The sequence below is a fragment of the Nocardiopsis sp. Huas11 genome, from assembly GCF_003634495.1.
GTDB lineage: Bacteria > Actinomycetota > Actinomycetes > Streptosporangiales > Streptosporangiaceae > Nocardiopsis.
This window is the reverse complement of sequence record NZ_RBKY01000001.1, coordinates 1,420,409-1,437,394: the sequence shown is the minus strand read 5'-3', so window position 1 is coordinate 1,437,394 and position 16,986 is coordinate 1,420,409. Positions and strand designations below refer to the sequence as shown.

At 72.2% G+C, this 16,986-nt stretch carries 16 protein-coding genes; 5 read left to right on the top strand and 11 right to left on the bottom strand.

Annotated features, from left to right (window positions below):
- Positions 1-2: 2 nt before the first annotated feature.
- The 4 genes from rsgA to DFP74_RS06360 form a co-directional block, all read right to left on the bottom strand.
- On the bottom strand, positions 3-1,118 hold the full coding sequence (gene rsgA / locus DFP74_RS06375; RefSeq protein ID WP_199725513.1) for a ribosome small subunit-dependent GTPase A: 1,116 nt from the start codon (positions 1,116-1,118) through the stop codon (positions 3-5).
- Positions 1,119-1,381: 263 nt separating this feature from the next.
- A complete protein-coding gene (locus DFP74_RS06370) occupies positions 1,382-2,806 on the bottom strand; it encodes a sugar porter family MFS transporter (protein ID WP_233570830.1) in 1,425 nt (474 codons plus the stop codon).
- A 289-nt stretch (positions 2,807-3,095) separates the two neighbouring features.
- Positions 3,096-3,962 carry an MHYT domain-containing protein gene (locus tag DFP74_RS06365; protein WP_121180851.1) on the bottom strand — a complete coding sequence of 289 codons (867 nt, stop codon included), beginning with the start codon at positions 3,960-3,962 and terminating at the stop codon, positions 3,096-3,098.
- A gap of 327 nt (positions 3,963-4,289) precedes the next feature.
- A complete protein-coding gene (locus tag DFP74_RS06360) occupies positions 4,290-4,823 on the bottom strand; it encodes a TetR/AcrR family transcriptional regulator (RefSeq protein ID WP_121180850.1) in 534 nt (177 codons plus the stop codon).
- Between the two features lie 359 nt (positions 4,824-5,182).
- On the opposite strand from DFP74_RS06360, the gene DFP74_RS06355 reads away from it, so the two are divergent.
- The 4 genes from DFP74_RS06355 to DFP74_RS06340 all read left to right on the top strand — a co-directional run bounded on the left by DFP74_RS06355 (position 5,183) and on the right by DFP74_RS06340 (position 7,517).
- Positions 5,183-5,878: a carbonic anhydrase gene (locus DFP74_RS06355; RefSeq protein WP_121180849.1), complete on the top strand. Its 696-nt coding sequence runs from the start codon at positions 5,183-5,185 to the stop codon at positions 5,876-5,878.
- A gap of 293 nt (positions 5,879-6,171) precedes the next feature.
- A complete protein-coding gene (locus DFP74_RS06350) occupies positions 6,172-6,684 on the top strand; it encodes a hypothetical protein (RefSeq protein WP_199725505.1) in 513 nt (170 codons plus the stop codon).
- A gap of 95 nt (positions 6,685-6,779) precedes the next feature.
- Positions 6,780-7,151, top strand: coding sequence for a hypothetical protein (locus tag DFP74_RS06345; protein WP_121180848.1), 372 nt, complete (start codon positions 6,780-6,782; stop codon positions 7,149-7,151).
- A 120-nt stretch (positions 7,152-7,271) separates the two neighbouring features.
- On the top strand, positions 7,272-7,517 hold the full coding sequence (locus DFP74_RS06340; protein WP_121180847.1) for a hypothetical protein: 246 nt from the start codon (positions 7,272-7,274) through the stop codon (positions 7,515-7,517).
- Between the two features lie 134 nt (positions 7,518-7,651).
- Here the strand turns inward: DFP74_RS06340 and DFP74_RS06335 are convergent, their stop codons facing one another.
- From DFP74_RS06335 to DFP74_RS06305, 7 genes are read right to left on the bottom strand one after another with little or no spacing between them, the layout of a single operon-like run.
- Positions 7,652-8,671, bottom strand: coding sequence for a sugar phosphate isomerase/epimerase (locus DFP74_RS06335; RefSeq protein WP_121180846.1), 1,020 nt, complete (start codon positions 8,669-8,671; stop codon positions 7,652-7,654).
- A gap of 5 nt (positions 8,672-8,676) precedes the next feature.
- The gene (locus tag DFP74_RS06330) at positions 8,677-9,570 is read right to left on the bottom strand and encodes a sugar phosphate isomerase/epimerase (protein WP_121180845.1); all 894 of its coding nucleotides are present in this window, start codon (positions 9,568-9,570) and stop codon (positions 8,677-8,679) included.
- Positions 9,571-10,767, bottom strand: coding sequence for a substrate-binding domain-containing protein (locus DFP74_RS06325; protein ID WP_121180844.1), 1,197 nt, complete (start codon positions 10,765-10,767; stop codon positions 9,571-9,573).
- A gap of 6 nt (positions 10,768-10,773) precedes the next feature.
- Positions 10,774-11,871 carry an ABC transporter permease gene (locus DFP74_RS06320; RefSeq protein ID WP_121180843.1) on the bottom strand — a complete coding sequence of 366 codons (1,098 nt, stop codon included), beginning with the start codon at positions 11,869-11,871 and terminating at the stop codon, positions 10,774-10,776.
- Complete coding sequence (locus DFP74_RS06315) at positions 11,868-12,941, bottom strand: ABC transporter permease (protein ID WP_121180842.1); 1,074 nt, start codon at positions 12,939-12,941, stop codon at positions 11,868-11,870. The genes DFP74_RS06320 and DFP74_RS06315 overlap by 4 nt, the downstream gene beginning before the upstream one ends.
- A complete protein-coding gene (locus DFP74_RS06310; protein ID WP_121180841.1) occupies positions 12,938-14,449 on the bottom strand; it encodes a sugar ABC transporter ATP-binding protein in 1,512 nt (503 codons plus the stop codon). Before DFP74_RS06310 ends, DFP74_RS06315 begins: the two co-directional genes overlap by 4 nt.
- The gene (locus DFP74_RS06305; RefSeq protein WP_121180840.1) at positions 14,446-15,594 is read right to left on the bottom strand and encodes a Gfo/Idh/MocA family protein; all 1,149 of its coding nucleotides are present in this window, start codon (positions 15,592-15,594) and stop codon (positions 14,446-14,448) included. Before DFP74_RS06305 ends, DFP74_RS06310 begins: the two co-directional genes overlap by 4 nt.
- A 114-nt stretch (positions 15,595-15,708) precedes the next feature.
- Between DFP74_RS06305 and DFP74_RS06300 the strand changes: the two genes are divergently transcribed.
- Positions 15,709-16,926 (top strand): ROK family transcriptional regulator, encoded by a 1,218-nt coding sequence (locus DFP74_RS06300; RefSeq protein WP_121180839.1) that lies wholly within the window; start codon positions 15,709-15,711, stop codon positions 16,924-16,926.
- Positions 16,927-16,986: the final 60 nt, after the last annotated feature.

The following is a 16,986-nucleotide window of genomic DNA, read 5'->3' as shown; positions in this document are numbered from 1 at the left end:
GGTCAGTACAGGTGGTCGCGCTTGCGCCGCCCGGCGTCCCTGGCCGCCTTGTCCAGGGCCTTCCACTGCCGCTTGCGCTCCCCGCGGATCCGTTGGTCGCCACGCGAGCGGTTCCACTCGGACTCGCGGCGCAGCCGGTTCCACCGGTCCAGCCGGCGGGCGTCCAGCTCGCCCTCGCCGATGGCGGCCTGGACCGCGCAGCCGGGCTCGGACTCGTGCGAGCAGTCCCGGAAGCGGCACTCCTCGGCGTGGGCCAGGATGTCGGCGAAGGTCCGGTCGACCCCGGACTCGTCGCCGGGCACGTCGATCCGGCGCACGCCCGGGATGTCCAGGACCAGTGCGCCGCCGGGCAGGGCGAGCAGCTGGCGGTGGGTGGTGGTGTGCCGCCCCCGCTTGTCCTGCCGGATCTCGCCGGTGTCCATCAGGGCACGGCCGGCGACCGCGTTGACCAGGCTGGACTTGCCCGCGCCCGACGTGCCCAGCAGGACCCAGGTCGTGCCGGGCAGCAGGCGCGCGGCCAACGCGTCCAGACCCTGGCCGGTATGGGCGCTCACGGTGTACAGGTCGGCGCCGGAGCTGACCGACTCGACCAGCTCGACGACCTCGGGCAGGCGGTCCCCGGCCAGTTCGGCCTTGGTCACGGCGACCACCGGGGTGGCGCCGCCGGCCCAGACCAGGCTGAGGAAGCGTTCCAGGCGGCCCACGTTGGGCCCCTGGTCGGCGGCCTCGCAGATGAGGACGTAGTCGACGTTGGCGGCCAGGACCTGGTCGTAGGAGTCCTTGGCCACGCCCTGGCGGACGAGCGTGCCGGCGCGTTCGAGGACGGCCTCGACGAGCCAGTCGTCGCCGGAGCGGCGGACGGCGACCCAGTCACCGCTGCACGGAGCGGTGGAGGGGTCGGAGTGGGCGGCCCTGCGGACCGCGGGGGCGAAGACGGCGTCGTGGACGCCGGGCAGGCGGATCTCGGCGCCGCCCCTGCGCGCCGCGGAGACGCGGGCGGGCAGCAGGACGTGCTCGCTGGACAGCGCGACGCCGTCGAAGGCGGCCTCGACCCGGGCGTTCCAGCCGAGGGCGTCCAGTGGGTGGGACGGGGTGGACGAAGTGCTGTGTGTACTCACGACAGGCTCTCTGGGATGCGAGCCGTGGGACCGCGTGATGGGGTCCGTCAGGTCTCGCGGACGATCGGGAAGACTGGGGTCTGGCCACTCACAAAGTCCGTCATGGCACGTTCCTCTCCGTCGTCGTCGGCCGTCGTGCACGCGCACGGGGCGTCCGGGCGAGTCGATCCTAGGGGCGCGCGCGTCCGGGGCGCCACGGGTTTTCCTCGCGCGAGAGGGGGCCATCGCGTCGCGGTGGCCCCCTCGGGTCGGGGAAGGGCGGGTCAGCCCATCTCCTCCAGGGTCCGGCCCTTGGTCTCGGGCACCCACTTGAGGATGAACGGGATGGAGAGCAGGGCGAAGGCCGCGTAGATCACGTACGAACCGGCCAGGTTCCAGTCGGACAGCGACGGGAAGCTGACGGTGATGAGCCAGTTGGCGATCCACTGCGCGGAGGCGGCGACGCCCAGAGCGGCGGCCCGGATCCGGTTGGGGAAGATCTCGCCGAGCATCACCCACACGACCACACCCCAGGACAGGGCGAAGAAGAGCACGAACGCGTGCGCCGCGAACAGGGCGACGGCGCCCTGCGGGTCGGGCAGGGCGATCTCGCCGTCGATCTCGGTGGTGAACGAGAACGCCCAGGCGGCCAGGCCGAGGGAGAGGGCCATGCCGGCCGAGCCGATGAGGGCGAGCGGCTTGCGGCCGATCCGGTCGACCAGCAGCATCGCGATCACGGTGCCGAGGATGTTGATGATCGAGGTGGTGAACGAGTAGAGGAACGAGCTGCTCGGGTCGATGCCGACGGACTGCCACAGCGAGGAGCTGTAGTAGAAGATCACGTTGATGCCGACGAGCTGCTGGAAGACGGACAGGCCGATACCGACCCAGACGATGGGCAGCAGTCCGGTCCGACCGCCGATGAGGTCGCGCAGGGACGGCTTGTGCTCACCGCGCATCCGCGCGTCGATCCGGGCGATCTCGGCGTCCAGGTCGCCGCCGTCGCCCTCCACCGAGGCCAGCACCCGCTTGGCCTCCTCGGTGCGGCCGGTGGCCACCAGGTGGCGCGGCGACTCGGGGATGCGCAGCGCGAGCAGTCCGTAGACCACCGCCGGGACGATCTCGACGCCCAGCATGACCTGCCAGGACTCCAGGCCGAACAGGGTACCGCGCTGGTCGCCGTCGGCCAGGGTCAGCAGGCCCCAGTTGACCAGCTGGGAGATGGCGATGCCCAGGACGATCGCGGCCTGCTGGAAGGACGCGAGGCGGCCGCGGTAGGCGGCGGGGGCGACCTCTGCGATGTAGGCGGGGGCGATGACCGACGCCATACCGATGGCGACGCCGCCGAGGGCACGCCAGACCGCCAGGTCCCATACCGTGAAGGGCAGCATCGAACCGATGGCACTCATCGCGAACAGCAGCGCGGCCAGCTGCATCACCCGGGGGCGCCCGACGCGGTCGGCCAGCCGTCCGGCGGCCACGGCACCGGCGGCGGCGCCGAGCAGGGGGATCGCGATGACCGCGCCCAGGGCCCCTGATCCGACGCCGAACCGGCCCCGGATCCCCTCGACGGCTCCGTTGATGACCGCGCTGTCGTAGCCGAAGAGGAACCCGCCCAGCGCGGCGGCCGCGGTGATGAAGACGACGTAGCGCAGGTGTGGTGGTCGGACCGCGGACGGGTGTGGTCCGGCTGGTGCGGTGGTGCTCACGGGATCTCCAGAAGTGCTCGGTGACGGCAACCGGGGGGGCACGGGAACGCGCGACTCGTTGAGTTCACCAACGAGAGGTAAAGCGCACTCCACGGCGTCCTTGCCTTCAAGAACCATAAACAAGAAGGTGACCCAGACCGCAACTCGGGCTGAAATCTGAGCTTTGAGTTCAAGCTGTGAAATCAACGTGGGCAGACGGGGTCCCCCGCGTGGAGGGCGGTTCCGGCGTTCGGGCGCACGTGGAGTGACATGCGTCACTGGTTACCCGGTGGTCGGCCTCGATGCGCCGTTACCGCTGGGGGCGCCGCCAGACGTCGTCGGACGCGGGCGGGGGCGTGTTCCGCAGGCCGTGCCGCGGCGTGTAGTCCCCGACCGCGCCAGGGGCGGTCTCACGCGCGCGCGGAGCGTCGGCGTCGGGGCGGAAGGAGTCGACCCGCTCCTCCTCGTCGCCGAGCATCAGGAAGAGGCTGCACACGAGCAGGAGCACGAAGAGCCCGATGATCACCGGCAGCAGGAGGTCGTACGCGGTGGAGCCGTCCGGAGGCCCGGGCCGGACCGCGTCCGGGACCATGACGTGGACGCCCATCATCGCGGTGTAGTGCACGCTCGTCACGGCGACCGCCATCACCAGAGACCCGCCGATGAGGGCGGGCGCGCCGCGCAGCCGCGCGGAGAACCACATCGCGACCGTGGCCGCGACGAAGGCGATGACCGAGGCGGCGGCGATGTAGAGCGGGTCATGGTGCATCGCGCCGTGCGTGTTCATCGAGGCCATGCCCGTGTAGTGCATGGCGATCACCCCGGCGCCGGCGAGCACGCCCCCGGCGAAGATCCAGGGCATGGTGCGCTTGCGGATGGTCATGGTCAGCGCCGCGCCCATGACCAGGACGGCGGTCACCCCGCTGACCAGGGTGAGGAAGGCGTCGTAGCGGATGGCGGCGCCGGTGACGCTGAACCCCATCATCGCGATGAAGTGCATGGACCACACGGCCATGCCGCCGAGCGAGAGGGCGCCCAGGACCAGCCACTGCCACCGGACGGCGCCCACGGCCCGCCGCGCGCGGGCGGCGAAGGCCAGCCCGAGGAACGAGCCGCACACGGAGACGGAGAAGGCGATGGCAGGCGTCAGTAGATCCTGCGACATGTGGTCGGTCACGAGCGCCGCTTTCCAAGAACCGTTGGGGGAGACGGTGTAGGGATTCTAGGAACGCCGAGGGGTGATTGACCAGGTCTGCGCGGGTATGCGCATTGGCCTGATGTGGCCACGGTCACAACTCTCCACGGACGCGCTGCGCGCGAGGGGGGCTACCGCCCTCAACGGAGCGCTACGCGCGCAGCCCGCCCGTCGCCCACCATCGCCCGGGGGCGCTTCGCGAGAGGGGGCTACCACCCTCAACGGACGCGCTACGCGCGCAGCCCGCCCGTCGCCCACCATCGCCCGGGGGCGCTTCGCGAGAGGGGGCTACCACCCTCAACGGACGCGCTACGCGCGCAGCCCTTCGAAGGCCATGCGGGAGAGGGACTCGGCGAGTTCCTCGGCGTCCAGGCCGCGGTCCGGGCGGTACCACTCCACGATGGAGTTGACCATGCCGAACAGCAGGCGCGCGGCGATCGCGGGGTCGACGTCGTCCCGGATCTCCCCCGCGGCGATGCCCTCGCGTACGAGGCCGGCGACGAGGTGGTCGAACTCGCGCCGGCGGGCCAGGGCGTGCTGCTCGACCTCGGTGTTGCCGCGCACGCGCAACAGGAGCGTGACGTGCGGCAGTTCCTCCACCAGGACCCGGACGCTGCCCCGCAGGACGTTCTCCAGGCGGTCGATGGCCGGCCCGCTGGTGGAGGCCTCCTCGCGGGTGACCGCGAACAGGGCGTCCAGGGCCAGGTCCAGTGAGCGCCGCAGCAGTTCGGTCTTGCCGGTGACGTGGTGGTAGATCGCGGACTTGGTCACGCCCAGGGCGCGCGCCAGGTCCTCCATGCTCGTGCCGTCGTATCCGCGTTCGTTGAACACGCGCGCGGCCACGCGCAGGACGGAGTCGGCGTCGTGGCCGGGGCGGCCGGAACGGCGCCGGCCCGGCTCTCGGCGGGAGGTCGGCGGTTCGAGTGAGGATGATCGAGGCACGGTAGGTGAATCTACCTCCTGGTCGTCCCTGGTGAACGGGGTGCGGACACGGTGTCGCCGGGGTCACGGGGCGCTCGATAAACGAACGATCGGTCAGTAATACAGCATAGGCGGCCGCGGGTGTGGCACGTGCCACGGGCCGCCCCGCGTTAGGAACGCGTCAACGATCAGGTCATCGGCCGGGCGCGGGGAGTAGCTTTTCCTCGTTTTATGGGATTGGGACATGTTCTGCCCCATTGATGTAGATATGAGCTGACTCCATGGCCATCACACGCCGCAATGCCTTACGCGCCTCCCTCGTCGGCGGGGCCGGGGCCGCCACCGTCACCGCGCTCCCCGCCTCCGCCTGGGCCGACCCGGTGGACGCGCCGCGCGCCGAGGACCCCGCCTCCGCCCTGCGCCTGCTCAAGCAGGGCAACGACCGCTGGCGCCGCTACCGCTCCCGCCACCCGCACGAGAACCGGGGCCGCCGGACCCAACTCGTCGGCGGACAGAACCCCTTCGCCTCCATCCTCGGCTGTGCCGACTCCCGGGTGCCCCCGGAACTGGTGTTCGACCAGGGGCTCGGCGACCTCTTCACCATCCGTTCCGCCGGGCAGGTCCTGGACGGCTCGGTGCTCGGCAGTCTGAGCTACGCCGCGCACATCGACGTCCCCCTGATCGTCGTCTTGGGCCACCAGTCGTGCGGCGCGGTCACCGCCGCCGTCGAGGCGCACGAGAGCGGTGAAGTGCCCGAGGGCCACATCGGCTTCCTCGTCGAGCGGATCCTGGAGGTCGTCGACTCCACGCCCGACGACGGCGAGGACTTCGTCGACGACTGCGTGCGCGCCAACGCCGTCCACATCGCCGAGCAGCTGCGCCAGGACGCCGACCTGCGCGAGAAGGTCGACTCCGGGCGCCTGGACATCGTCCCCGCGCGCTATGACCTGGAGACGTCCGAGGTGGTCTGGCTGTGACGCCCCAGCGGCACGGGCCTCGGTAAACGCCCAGAACATGAGAGAAGTGGTCGCCCGGAACACTCCGGGCGACCACTGTTTTATGCCGCCCAAAGGCCAATAAAAGTCCTGTGTCGCTTCTTTCCGGATAGTGACGGTTTGCCACTTTTCTGGACGAAGGTCAGGGAATCCGCGGAACGCCTGCGGTGCGCGTCGGCGCGTCCTATCGTCATGAGTCCGCAGGGGCCGCCGAGGGCCTCGACCGTTCCCGGGGCCGACGCGCGTCGCTCCCGGTCCTCCCCGAAGGAGCCGCCGTGCTCTCCATCGACCAGCAGTTGCGGGAGATGCTCACGACACCCGGAGTCCGCAGCGTCTCGCTGGTCGACTGGCGACAGGGCGCGACGGTCTCCCTCGCCGGTGCCGAGGACCGGCCGGCCGAAGCGGTGGCGATCGTCCGGGCCATCGGCGCCAACGCCCCGTTCGAGGCCGAGGCGGTGGAGGACGTGGTCGTGACCGACGCCGAGCACCACCTGTTGATCGCCGTCCTGAAGGGCTCGGACCTGTGCGTCCAGGTGCGGATGGAGCGGGACGGGGGCCATCTCGGCTTCGCCCTGCGGCGCCTGCGCGGTCTGGCGGGCTCGGCGCGCCTTCCCCCGCCCCGCCGGGACCCGGGCCGTCGGGACCCGGGCCGCCCGCCCCGGCGCGAGCGCGGCCGGCCCGCGCCCCGAGCCGCGTCCACCGTGGACCGCGCGGTGCTCGAACGCGTGCTGACCGGGCTCCGCTCGCTGTCGGTCGACCGCCCATGGAAGGGCTCCGTGATCGCGTGACCGGCCGCCGACTCGAACCACGGCGCGTCCTCATCCGCCGTTGGATGGCCCAACGGCCGTTTCTGCGCCACATGACCACAAGGAGAGAGAAGGACATGCCGAACATCGACGCAGGGCTGAAGGAAATGATGGCGATCGAGGGAGCCCTCGGCGCCGCCGTCGTGGACTACAACAGCGGAATGTCCCTGGGATCGCTCAACTCGACCAGCGGCCTGGACCTGGACGTGGCCGCCGCGGGGAACACCGAGGTCGTCCGGGCCAAGATGCGGACGATGGACCAGCTCGGACTCAAGCAGGGGCTGGAGGACATCCTCATCTCGCTGTCCAGCCAGTACCACCTGATCCGGCCCCTCACGAACCGCAAGGGCCAGGGATTGTTCCTCTACCTCGCGCTGGACAGGGCACGCGCCAACCTGGCCCTGGCCAGGCACCGCCTCCGGGGCATCGAGGAGGACCTGGAGGTCTGACGGCGTCCGGCGGGGTGTGCGCGGCACGGCCGTCCACACCCCGCCGCATCGCTCTTCCGCGCTCGTGGGCGATGGGAGACAATGGCGCTCCAGCCCTCCGACACCGCAGGGAGAACCGGGATGTTCCGGATCGCGATCAGCCGCCTGTCCGATGACGGCTGGAGTGTCACGCCGGAGCGCAGAGCGACCGCGCTGTCGGTGGACGAGGCGATCTCGTCCGTCCGGGAGCACCTGCCCACCGCCGACACCAGCGGGGTGCGCAGCGACGCGGTCCAGCGCTCCGTCAACCGGATCAACGACTTCCGTGCGGACGTGGCCACCGCCGAGGGCGGCCACTACCGGGTGGTCATCGCCCCCATGATGTGACCGGGTGACCGGTGGCAGGCGATGGGCCCCGGCCGTGATCCGGGCCCCGGCGACGGCCCCGGCCCTGATGCGGGTCCCGGCCGCGGTGCGGGACCGGGCCCCGGGCCCGCACCGCGGCCACGAGGGGCGAGCGCCTACTTCTCCTCGGTCTCCCGACCGCCGAAGGCCGAGTCGAAGCCGGCCTCCGGCGGGTCGTAGGAGTGGGAGCGCACGAAGTCCACCGCCTCCGCGGCGCCCACCAGGCGGTCCATCCCGGCGTCCTCCCACTCCACCGACACCGGACCCTCGTAGCCGATCGCGTTCAGCGTGCGGAAGCAGTCCTCCCACGGCACGTCCCCGTGCCCCGTCGACACGAAGTCCCAGCCCCGCCGCGGGTCACCCCACGGCAGGTGCGAGCCCAGCCGTCCGTTGCGCCCGTTGCCCGTCCGCTTGCGGGTGTCCTTGCAGTCCACGTGGTAGATCCGGTCCCGGAAGTCCCACAGGAAGCCCGCCGGGTCGATGTCCTGCCACACCATGTGGCTGGGGTCCCAGTTCAGGCCGAAGGCCGGCCGGCGCCCCACCGCCTCCAGGGCCCGCTCGGTGGACCAGTAGTCGTAGGCGATCTCGGAGGGGTGCACCTCGTGGGCGAAGCGCACGCCCACCTCGTCGAACACGTCCAGGATCGGGTTCCAGCGGTCGGCGAAGTCCTGGTAGCCCGCCTCGATCACGTCCTCGCCCACCGGCGGGAACATCGCCACGTACTTCCAGATCGCGCTGCCGGTGAAGCCCACCACCGTGGACACGCCCATCCGGGCCGCGGCCCGGGCGGTGGTGCGCATCTCCTCGGCCGCGCGTCGGCGCACGCCCTCGGGCTCGCCGTCGCCCCACACCCGGTCGGGCAGGATGTCGCGGTGGCGCTGGTCGATGGGGTCGTCGCACACCGCCTGGCCGAGCAGGTGGTTGGAGATCGCCCACACGCTCAGCCCGTGGCGCTCCAGGATCTCCAGGCGCTCCGCCACGTACGCGTCGTCCACGGCCGCGCGGGTGACGTCGAGGTGGTCGCCCCAACAGGCGATCTCCAGGCCGTCGTACCCCCACGTGGCCGCCAGGGAGCACAGCTCCTCGAACGGCAGGTCGGCCCACTGGCCGGTGAACAGGGTGACTGGTCGCGGCATTCTCGCTACCTCCGTCTGGGTGAGGGTCGGGGACGTGTCGGCACCGCCGGGCCGGGCAGGGAGCGCAGGAACGCCAGGCCGTCCACGGCGATGGCGTCCTGGCTCTCCGCCAGGGGCCGCCACACGGAGGCGGCCGTGGCGATGCTCGCGTTGTCGGCGGTGAACGACTCGATGACCAGCGGGCCCGTGTACCCCGCCCGGTCCAGCGCGGCCGTGATCCCGGGCCAGTCCAGGTGGTCGGCGCCGGGGGCGCCCCGGTCGTTGGCGCAGACCTGGACGTGGTGCAGGCGCGGTGCCGCACGGTCGACGGCGGCGGCCACGTCCCGCTCCTCGATGTTGAGGTGGTACACGTCCAGGGCCAGCCCGCAGTGCCGCGCGGGCAGGTCGGCCAGGGCCGTCATGGCCTGGTCGACCGTGTTGAGGACACTGGTCTCGTACCGGTTGAGGGGTTCGACGGCCACCCGCACGTCCGCGGCCGCGGCGTGCTCGACCACGGGCGCCAGCGCGTCGGTCAGCTCGGCGTAGACCCCGGCCCGCTCGGCCTCGGACATCCGCCACGTGCGGCCGACCGAGGCGTAGGCGGGACCGGCGATGACGGGCGAGCCGACCGCGGCCGCCGCGTCCACCACCGCGCGCAGGTAGTCCTGCGTGGCCGCGCGGGTCTCGGGGCCGGTCGCCACCAGCTCACGACCGGGCCCCATGACCAGTACGACGGTGGCCGACAGGCCCAACCCGTCCAGCAGGGCACGGGCACGCCGGGGGTCCCAGTCGCCGACCTCCTCCACCGGCAGCTCGATCGTGTCGAACCCCCACCCCGCCACGCGGGGCGCGATGCGCTCCAGGGCGGCGTCGGTCAGTGGTGACGTCCACACCCAGGTGTTGACCCCCAGCGCGCGCATCTACCGGTCCGTCCAGGCCTCGGGGAAGCCCGGCAGGTCCTCGCCGCCGAACTTCGCGTAGTGCAGGGACGGCATGTCCGCGTTGCGCTCCAGGTAGTCCGGGAGCTCGTCCTCGCGGATGGGCTCCTGCGGCAGGACCCACTCCGAGGGGACCTCCTCGCCCGCCAGGATCATGCTCGCGGCCAGGACCGGGGTCCGCCACTGGAAGTTGGAGTAGACCGGCGCGATCGCCGTGATGTCCTCCTCGTCCCACTTGCGCATGAAGCTCAGCTCGTCCTCGCCGGCGATGACCGGGTACGGCTGGCCGGCGTCCTCGAAGGCCTCCAGGCCCGCGACCGCGCCGTCACCGGCGTCCATCCAGATGCCGTCGACCGAGCCGCGCTGCAGGTGCTGGGACACCAGGTCCTTGATCTGGGCGCCGTCGCCGCCGGTGAACTCGAAGCCGAGGACCTCCAGCTCGCTGTCGTCGAAGATCGTCTGGGCCGCCGCCCACCGGTGTTCGAGCACGTCGACCCCGGGGAGGATGCGCAGGGCCAGGACGGTCGAGCCGGGCTCCAGTTCGTCCACGAGGAACTCCGCCGCGTCGGCGCCGTAGGCGTAGCCGCCGATGGGGTGGATGAAGGTGACCATGCAGTCGGTGTTGACCCCGCGGTCGAAGACGATGACCGGGACGCCGCTCTCACAGGCGGTCTCCACCGCGGGGGTGAGGGTGGCGGTGGTGGACGGCGAGATGATGATGGCGTCGCAGTCCCCGGCGTCCACGAACGCCTGGATGTCGGAGATCTGCTGGTTGTCGTCGTCGGCGGCGTCGGAGACCCGGAACTCGCCGATGCGCCCCTCCTCCTGGAGCGCCTCCACCTGCTGCTCCATGGTGATGAAGCCGGTGACGCGCCACGGGTTGGACACCGAGGCGTTGGAGAAGCACACGGTGGAGTCGCCCGGGTCGTCGGCGGCGAACTCGCCCGTGTCGGTCCACTCGGGTTCGATCGCCTGCAGCCAGGGCTGCTCCGGGTCGCCCTCGGGTTCGATGTCGCGCTGGGCGAGCTGGGCGTCGAACTCCTCCTGGTCGAACCACTCCTCGTCCGGGGTCAGGCCGGTGCCCTCGGCCGCTTCGTCATCGGGTGCGTCGGTCGTACAGGCACTCAGGACCAGGGCCAGGCCTGCGGCGCCGGCCAAGAGCGCAGGGGGAACGCGCATGGTGTGTTACCTCCTCGAAGAGCCGGGCGAGTGCCCGGTCGGGTGGTCCGGTCGCCGCAGGGGGCGTCCGGGCAGTCGAAGCTCGCCGCGGCGCGAGGCGTAGGCCACCGCGGCGATGATGATGAGTCCCTGCGCCGCCGGCTGGATCGTCGAGGGCAGGTACAGCTGGTTGAAGAGGGTGAAGAGCGCCTCCACGGTGAGGGCGCCGAGCGCAGCGGCCAGCACGGTGCCGCGTCCGCCGCCCAGGACCACGCCGCCCAGGACCACGGCGGTGATGGCGGTGAACTCCAGCCCCTGGCCGACCTGGGCGGTCACACCGGCGTAGCCGCCGATGAGCACCGCGGCGAGCGTGGCCAGCAGGGACGAGGCCATGAAGGCCAGCGTGCGCACCGACCACACCCGCACGCCCGAGAACGCGGCGGCGGTGTCGTTGTCCCCGGTCGCCATCAGCGTGCGTCCGTACGGGGAGCGCATCACCAGCACGCCGGCCACCACGACGGCCGCCGCGATCAGCAGCGCCCACGGGATCTGGTGCAGCACGGGGACGTTCTCGATCCCGTTCCGGCCGGGGACGCGGAAGGCGTCCGAGAGCGCGCCCGTGGGGGCGCCGCCGGTCCAGTAGCGCACGGCGCCGAAGAGGATGAGCATCGTGCCGAGGGTCGTGATGATCGAGGGCACCTTCAGCAGGGTGGTGACCAACCCGTTCACCAGGCCCACGACCAGACCGAAGACCACCATGAGCCCCAGGACCGGCCAGGTCATCGCCTCGTCGCCGTCGATGAGCCGGGCCGCGACCACGACCTGCGCGCCCACGAGGGAGCCGACCGACAGGTCGAACTCGCCGGAGACGATCACCAGGTACTGGCCGACCGCGAGGATCACCAGCGGGGCGGCCTTCTTGCCGAACCCCATCAGCGGCGGTCCCTCGAAGAACGACGGGTTCTGCGTGGCGATGACGACGAAGATCAGCAGCAGGAGCAGCGCGACCGTCGCCGTGCCGCCCCTGGGCAGCGAGGACAACGCGCCCAGGGGGCCGCGGCGCGGCGCGTCCGCCTTCGGGGCGGGCGGCGGAGCGGAGGGACTCGGGGAGGCGGGAGCGGTCATCGGCGGCCTTCCAGGGGCGCGGTCTCCGGAGACGGGGGTGTGGCGGGCGGTGGTGGAGCCGGCGGCTTCGAGGACGGGAACCGCACGCGTGTGGCCGCGCGGGCGTGCTGTCCGCGGGCGTAGACGGCCACCGCGGCGACCAGGACCGCGCCGCGCAGGACGTCCTTGACGAACGGGTCGACCGCGAGCACGTTGAACACGGTGTCGAGCGTGGCCAGCACGAACACGCCCGCGATCGTTCCGGCCACGCCGCCGCGTCCGCCGAGCAGGTAGGTGCCGCCCAGCACGACCGCGGCGATGGCCTCCAGCTCGTAGCCGTTGGCGTACACCTGCGGGTTGCCGGTGCCGAACCGCGCGGCCAGCAGCAGACCGGCCACTCCGGCGGTGATCGAGCACAGGACGTGGGCGGTGACCACCGGAACCCCGGCTCGCACACCCGACAGGCGGGCGACCTCGGCGTCGCCGCCCACGGCGTACATGTGGTAGCCCATGCGGGTGCGGTGCAGGAACACCACGGCCGCCACCGCCAGGCCGAGCATGATGAGCGTGGAGACCGGCAGCACGCCGATGCGGGTGTAGCCGAAGGCCTGGAAGGCGGCGGGCACCGACCCGGCCGGCCCCTGGAAGGTCGTGTCCAGGTAGCCCTGGATGACCAGCGCGGTCCCCAGGGTCGTGATGAACGGGTTGACGCGCAGTCCGGTGACGATGAGCCCGTTGGCCAGGCCGACCAGGCCCGACACGACCAGGGCGGCGGTCGCCCCGAGCAGGATGCGCGAGGGGTCGCCGTCCATCGTGGTGGCGGCCACCAGCGCCGAGAGCGCGGCGACGTGGCCGACCGACAGGTCGAGCGAACGGCAGAGGATGACCAGCGTCTGGCCGATGGCCAGGAAGCCGAGCAGGCTGCTGCGGGTGAACAGGTCGACGGTGTTGGCGGTGGTGAACAGGGTGGCGCCGCGGGCGGCCAGGAAGGCGGCGCTGACCGCCAGCAGCACGACCAGGGCGGCGTAGACCAGGCCGGTGGTGCCGAGCCGTGATCCCAGGCTCCGCACGGTGGTCCGCAGGGGTGTCACGACGCCGCCTCCTCGTGGCGTGCGGAACCGGTGGCCAGGGCCATCACGGCCTCCTCGTCGGCGTCGCCGGGCAGTTCGCCCGCGACGCGGCCGTCGTCGAGCACGACCAGTCGGTCGGCCATGCCGATGAGCTCGGGTAGTTCTGACGTGATCAGCACGATGGCCACGCCGTCGGCGGCCAGTTCGCGCATGAGCCGGTAGACGGCCTGTTTGGCGCCCACGTCGATACCGCGGGTGGGCTCGTCCAGCACGATGACGCCGGGTTCGGCCGCCAGCCACTTGGCCAGCACGACCTTTTGCTGGTTGCCGCCGGACAGGTACTGGACCTCCTGGCCGTGGCCGCCGCGGGCGACCAGCTCCAGCGAGGACAGCACGCCGGGCAGCCGGCGGGCGCGCGCCGCCGAACCGAAGGGGAAGACGGCGTCCAGCACCAGGCGCCCGTTGGCCAGCACCGACTGGTGCAGGGCCAGGCCCTGGGCCTTGCGGTCCTCGGTGACCAGGACCAGGCCCGCGCGCACGGCCTGGCGCGGGGAGCGCGGGTTCACGACCCGCCCGTCCACGCGCACCTCGCCGCGGGTGAACCGCGCGATTCCGAACAGGGCGTGCGCGATCTCGGTGCGGCCGCTGCCCTGGAGCCCGCCCAGGCCGAGGATCTCTCCGCCGCGGACCTCGAACCCGATGTCGTCCACCTGGGTGTTGCCGCCCCCGGACACCGACAGCCGGACGCGTCCGACCTGCTCGCCGCGCGGCTCCAGGGGTTCGGGGAAGACCGCGGAGACGGGGCGGCCGACCATCTGGCGGACCAGCTCGGCGGGCCCGATCTCCTGGACGGGCCAGGTGCCGACCAGGTCGCCGTCCTTGAGGACGGTGATGGTCGCGGCGAGGTCGAAGATCTCCTTGAGCCGGTGCGAGACGTAGAGGACGGCCACGCCGCGCTCGCGCAGCCGGGCGATGATCCCGTAGAGCACCTCCACCTCGTGGTCGGCCAGCGCGGCGGTCGGCTCGTCCATGGAGATGACGCGGGCGTCCTGCGAGAGCGCCTTGACGATCTCCACGATCTGCTGCTCGGCCACCGACAGCGACCGCACCTTGCGCCACGGGGCGATGCCCTCCAGCCCGAGGTCGGCCAGGAGCGCGGCGGTGGCGCGCTCCATCGCCCGGCCGTCCACGAGGCCGCGGCGCAGGGGCTCGCGGCCCAGGAAGACGTTCTCGGCGACGGTGCGCTCGGGCAGGAGGTTGAACTCCTGGAAGACCGTGGCGACCCCCGCCCGCTGCGCCCGCACGGGGTGCTCGAAGGCGACCTGTTCGCCGTCGAGTTCGATGGTGCCCCCGTCGGGGCGGTGCACCCCGGCCAGGACCTTCATCAGGGTCGACTTGCCGGCCCCGTTCTCGCCGACGAGGGCGTGCACCTCACCGGCGCGCAGGTCCAGGTCGACGCCGTGCAGGACGCGCACACCGAGGAAGGACTTGGTGATGGCGCGCATCCTCAGCAGGGGTTCGCCGGTCATGCCTCGTCCACCCCCGGGACGTCGACCCAGCGGCGCTCGCGGGCCGACTCCAGCACGGCCTCGGCCAGCACGGCGGCGCGCAGGCCGTCGGCGAAGCGGGGCAGCCCCTCGGGCGCGTGCCCGGCGATGGCCGCGGCGGTGTCGGCCACCAGGGCGTTGAAGCAGTCCTGGTAGCCCTGGGGGTGGCCGACCGGCACCGTGACCAGTCGGGCGGCGTCGGCGCTGAGGGCGGGGTCGTCGCGCGAGATGAGCGCGGTGCGGCCGCGGGAACCGGACCACAGGGTCTCGGGGCGCTCCTGGTCGAAGACGAGCGAGCCCTCGCTCCCGGACACCTCCAGCAGCAGCCGGTTCTTGCGGCCGGCGGAGACCTGGCTGATCACGGCGCTGCCGATCGCGCCGCCGCGGGTGGAGAACTGGAAGGCGACCAGGTCCTCGGTGGTGACCGGCCGGGACGCGCTGCCGCGGGTGTCGTTGACGCGGGAGGTCTGGGCGCTGACCGCGGTGATGCGGTCGCCGGTGACGAACTCCAGCATGTCGCACCAGTGCGAGCCGATGTCGCCGAACGCCCGGGAGGGGCCGCCCAGTTCGGGGTCCACCCGCCAGTTGTCGTCCTCGGGGGAGAGCAGCCAGTCCTGGAGGTAGCCGCCGTGCGCCAGGCTGACGCGTCCGATGTCGCCGGCCGCGACCCGTGCGCGGGCCTCGCGGGCCATGGGGTGGAAGCGGTAGGCGAAGGGCACGACCGCGACGCGTTCGGCCTCCTCGGCGGCCTCGACCAGGCTGCGTGCCGTAGCGGCGTCGGTGGCCAGGGGCTTCTCGCACACGACGTGCTTGCCCGCCGCCAGCGCGGCCAGGCTCAGCGGGGCGTGCAGGTGGTTGGGGGTGCAGACGTGGACGACGTCCACGTCGGGGTCGTGGATGAGATCGAGGGCGTGGCCGACGGCGCGGTCCAGGCCGTGGGCGGTGCGGAAGCGCTCGGCCTTGTCCTGGGAGGAGCCGGCCACGCCCACGACCCGGCCGCCGCCGGCGCGGACGGCGTGGGTGTGGACCCGTCCCATGAAACCGGTGCCGATCACCGCCGCGCGGTAGACCAGGGGGGCGAGGGGGCCGGGATCGTCCGCTTCACCCAGGCTTGTGACCTTACTCACTGACATGTCGGAACCGTACGCCGGACTTATGTCGATAGTCAAGCATAAGTTGTCGGACGAGAACACGTTAGGCTCGCTCGAACCTCGTCCGGCATCCTGTGCTTGACTGGTTTCATGACGGAAGAGGTGCTGACGGGCTCAGGGGGCAGGGGTTTGACGGAGTTGCGCGCGACGGCCGCGGGGGCGGGGACACTGCTGCGGATACTGCGCGACGGCAGACCGCGGACCCGTTCGGAGCTGGCGACCGTGACCGGCCTGGCGCGTTCCACGGTCACCCAGCGCGTGGACGCCCTGTTGGCCAGCGGGCTCATCGGACCCGCGGGCGAGGCCGCCTCGACCGGGGGACGCCCGCCCACGACCTTCTCGTTCCGACCCGACGCCCGCGTGGTCGTGGCCGCCGACCTCGGCGCCACCCACGCGCGCATGGCCCTGACCGACATGTCGGGGACGGTCCTGGCCGAGGACCGCGCCGACCTGGACATCGCGCTGGGCCCCGAAATCGTGCTGGACCAGGTGGTCGAGCGGGGGTGGGCCCTGCTCGACGGCGCCGGCCGCGAGATCCACGACCTGCTGGGGGTGGGTATCGGCCTGCCCGGGCCGGTCCAGTACTCCACCGGCCGCGCGGTCAACCCGCCGATCATGCCCGGATGGGACAGCTTCGACGTGCCCGGCTACGTGGGCGCGCGCCTGCCCGTCCCCGTCCTGGTGGACAACGACGTCAACATCATGGCGGTCGGCGAGCACCACGTCGCCTGGCCCACCGCCAGCCACCTGATGTTCGTCAAGGTCGCGACCGGCATCGGCTGCGGCATCGTCAGTGAGGGCCGGGTCTACCGGGGCGCCCAGGGCGCGGCCGGGGACATGGGGCACATCCACGTGCCCAGTGGTGCGGGGCGCCAGTGCCGCTGCGGCAACACCGGATGCCTGGAGGCCGTGGCCAGCGGCTCGGCCATCGCCGAGGCGCTGACCCGCGAGGGGGTCCCTGCAGGCGGCGCCCGCGACGTCGTGGAGCTCTCACGCAACGGGTCGGTCCCGGCCCTGCGCGCCCTGCGCCAGGCGGGTCGCGACGTCGGCGAGGTGCTGGCCGCGTCGGTCAACATGTTCAACCCGTCGGTCATCGTCATCGGCGGCGCGCTGGCGCTGGCCGGCGACCACCTGCTCGCCGGGGTCCGCGAGATCATCTACCAGCGCTCCCTGCCCCTGGCCACCGAGCACCTGAGCATCGTCTCCTCCGCGGCGGGCGAGAGCGCGGGCGTCATCGGCGCGGCCGTGACGGTCATCGAGCACTGCCTGAGCCCCGAGCACGCCGACACCCTGGTCAACCGGGCCTAGCGAGCTCAGCGAGCTCAGCGGCCGTGTGGCGGAGTTAGAGGGCTTGTGGCGGGGTCAGGG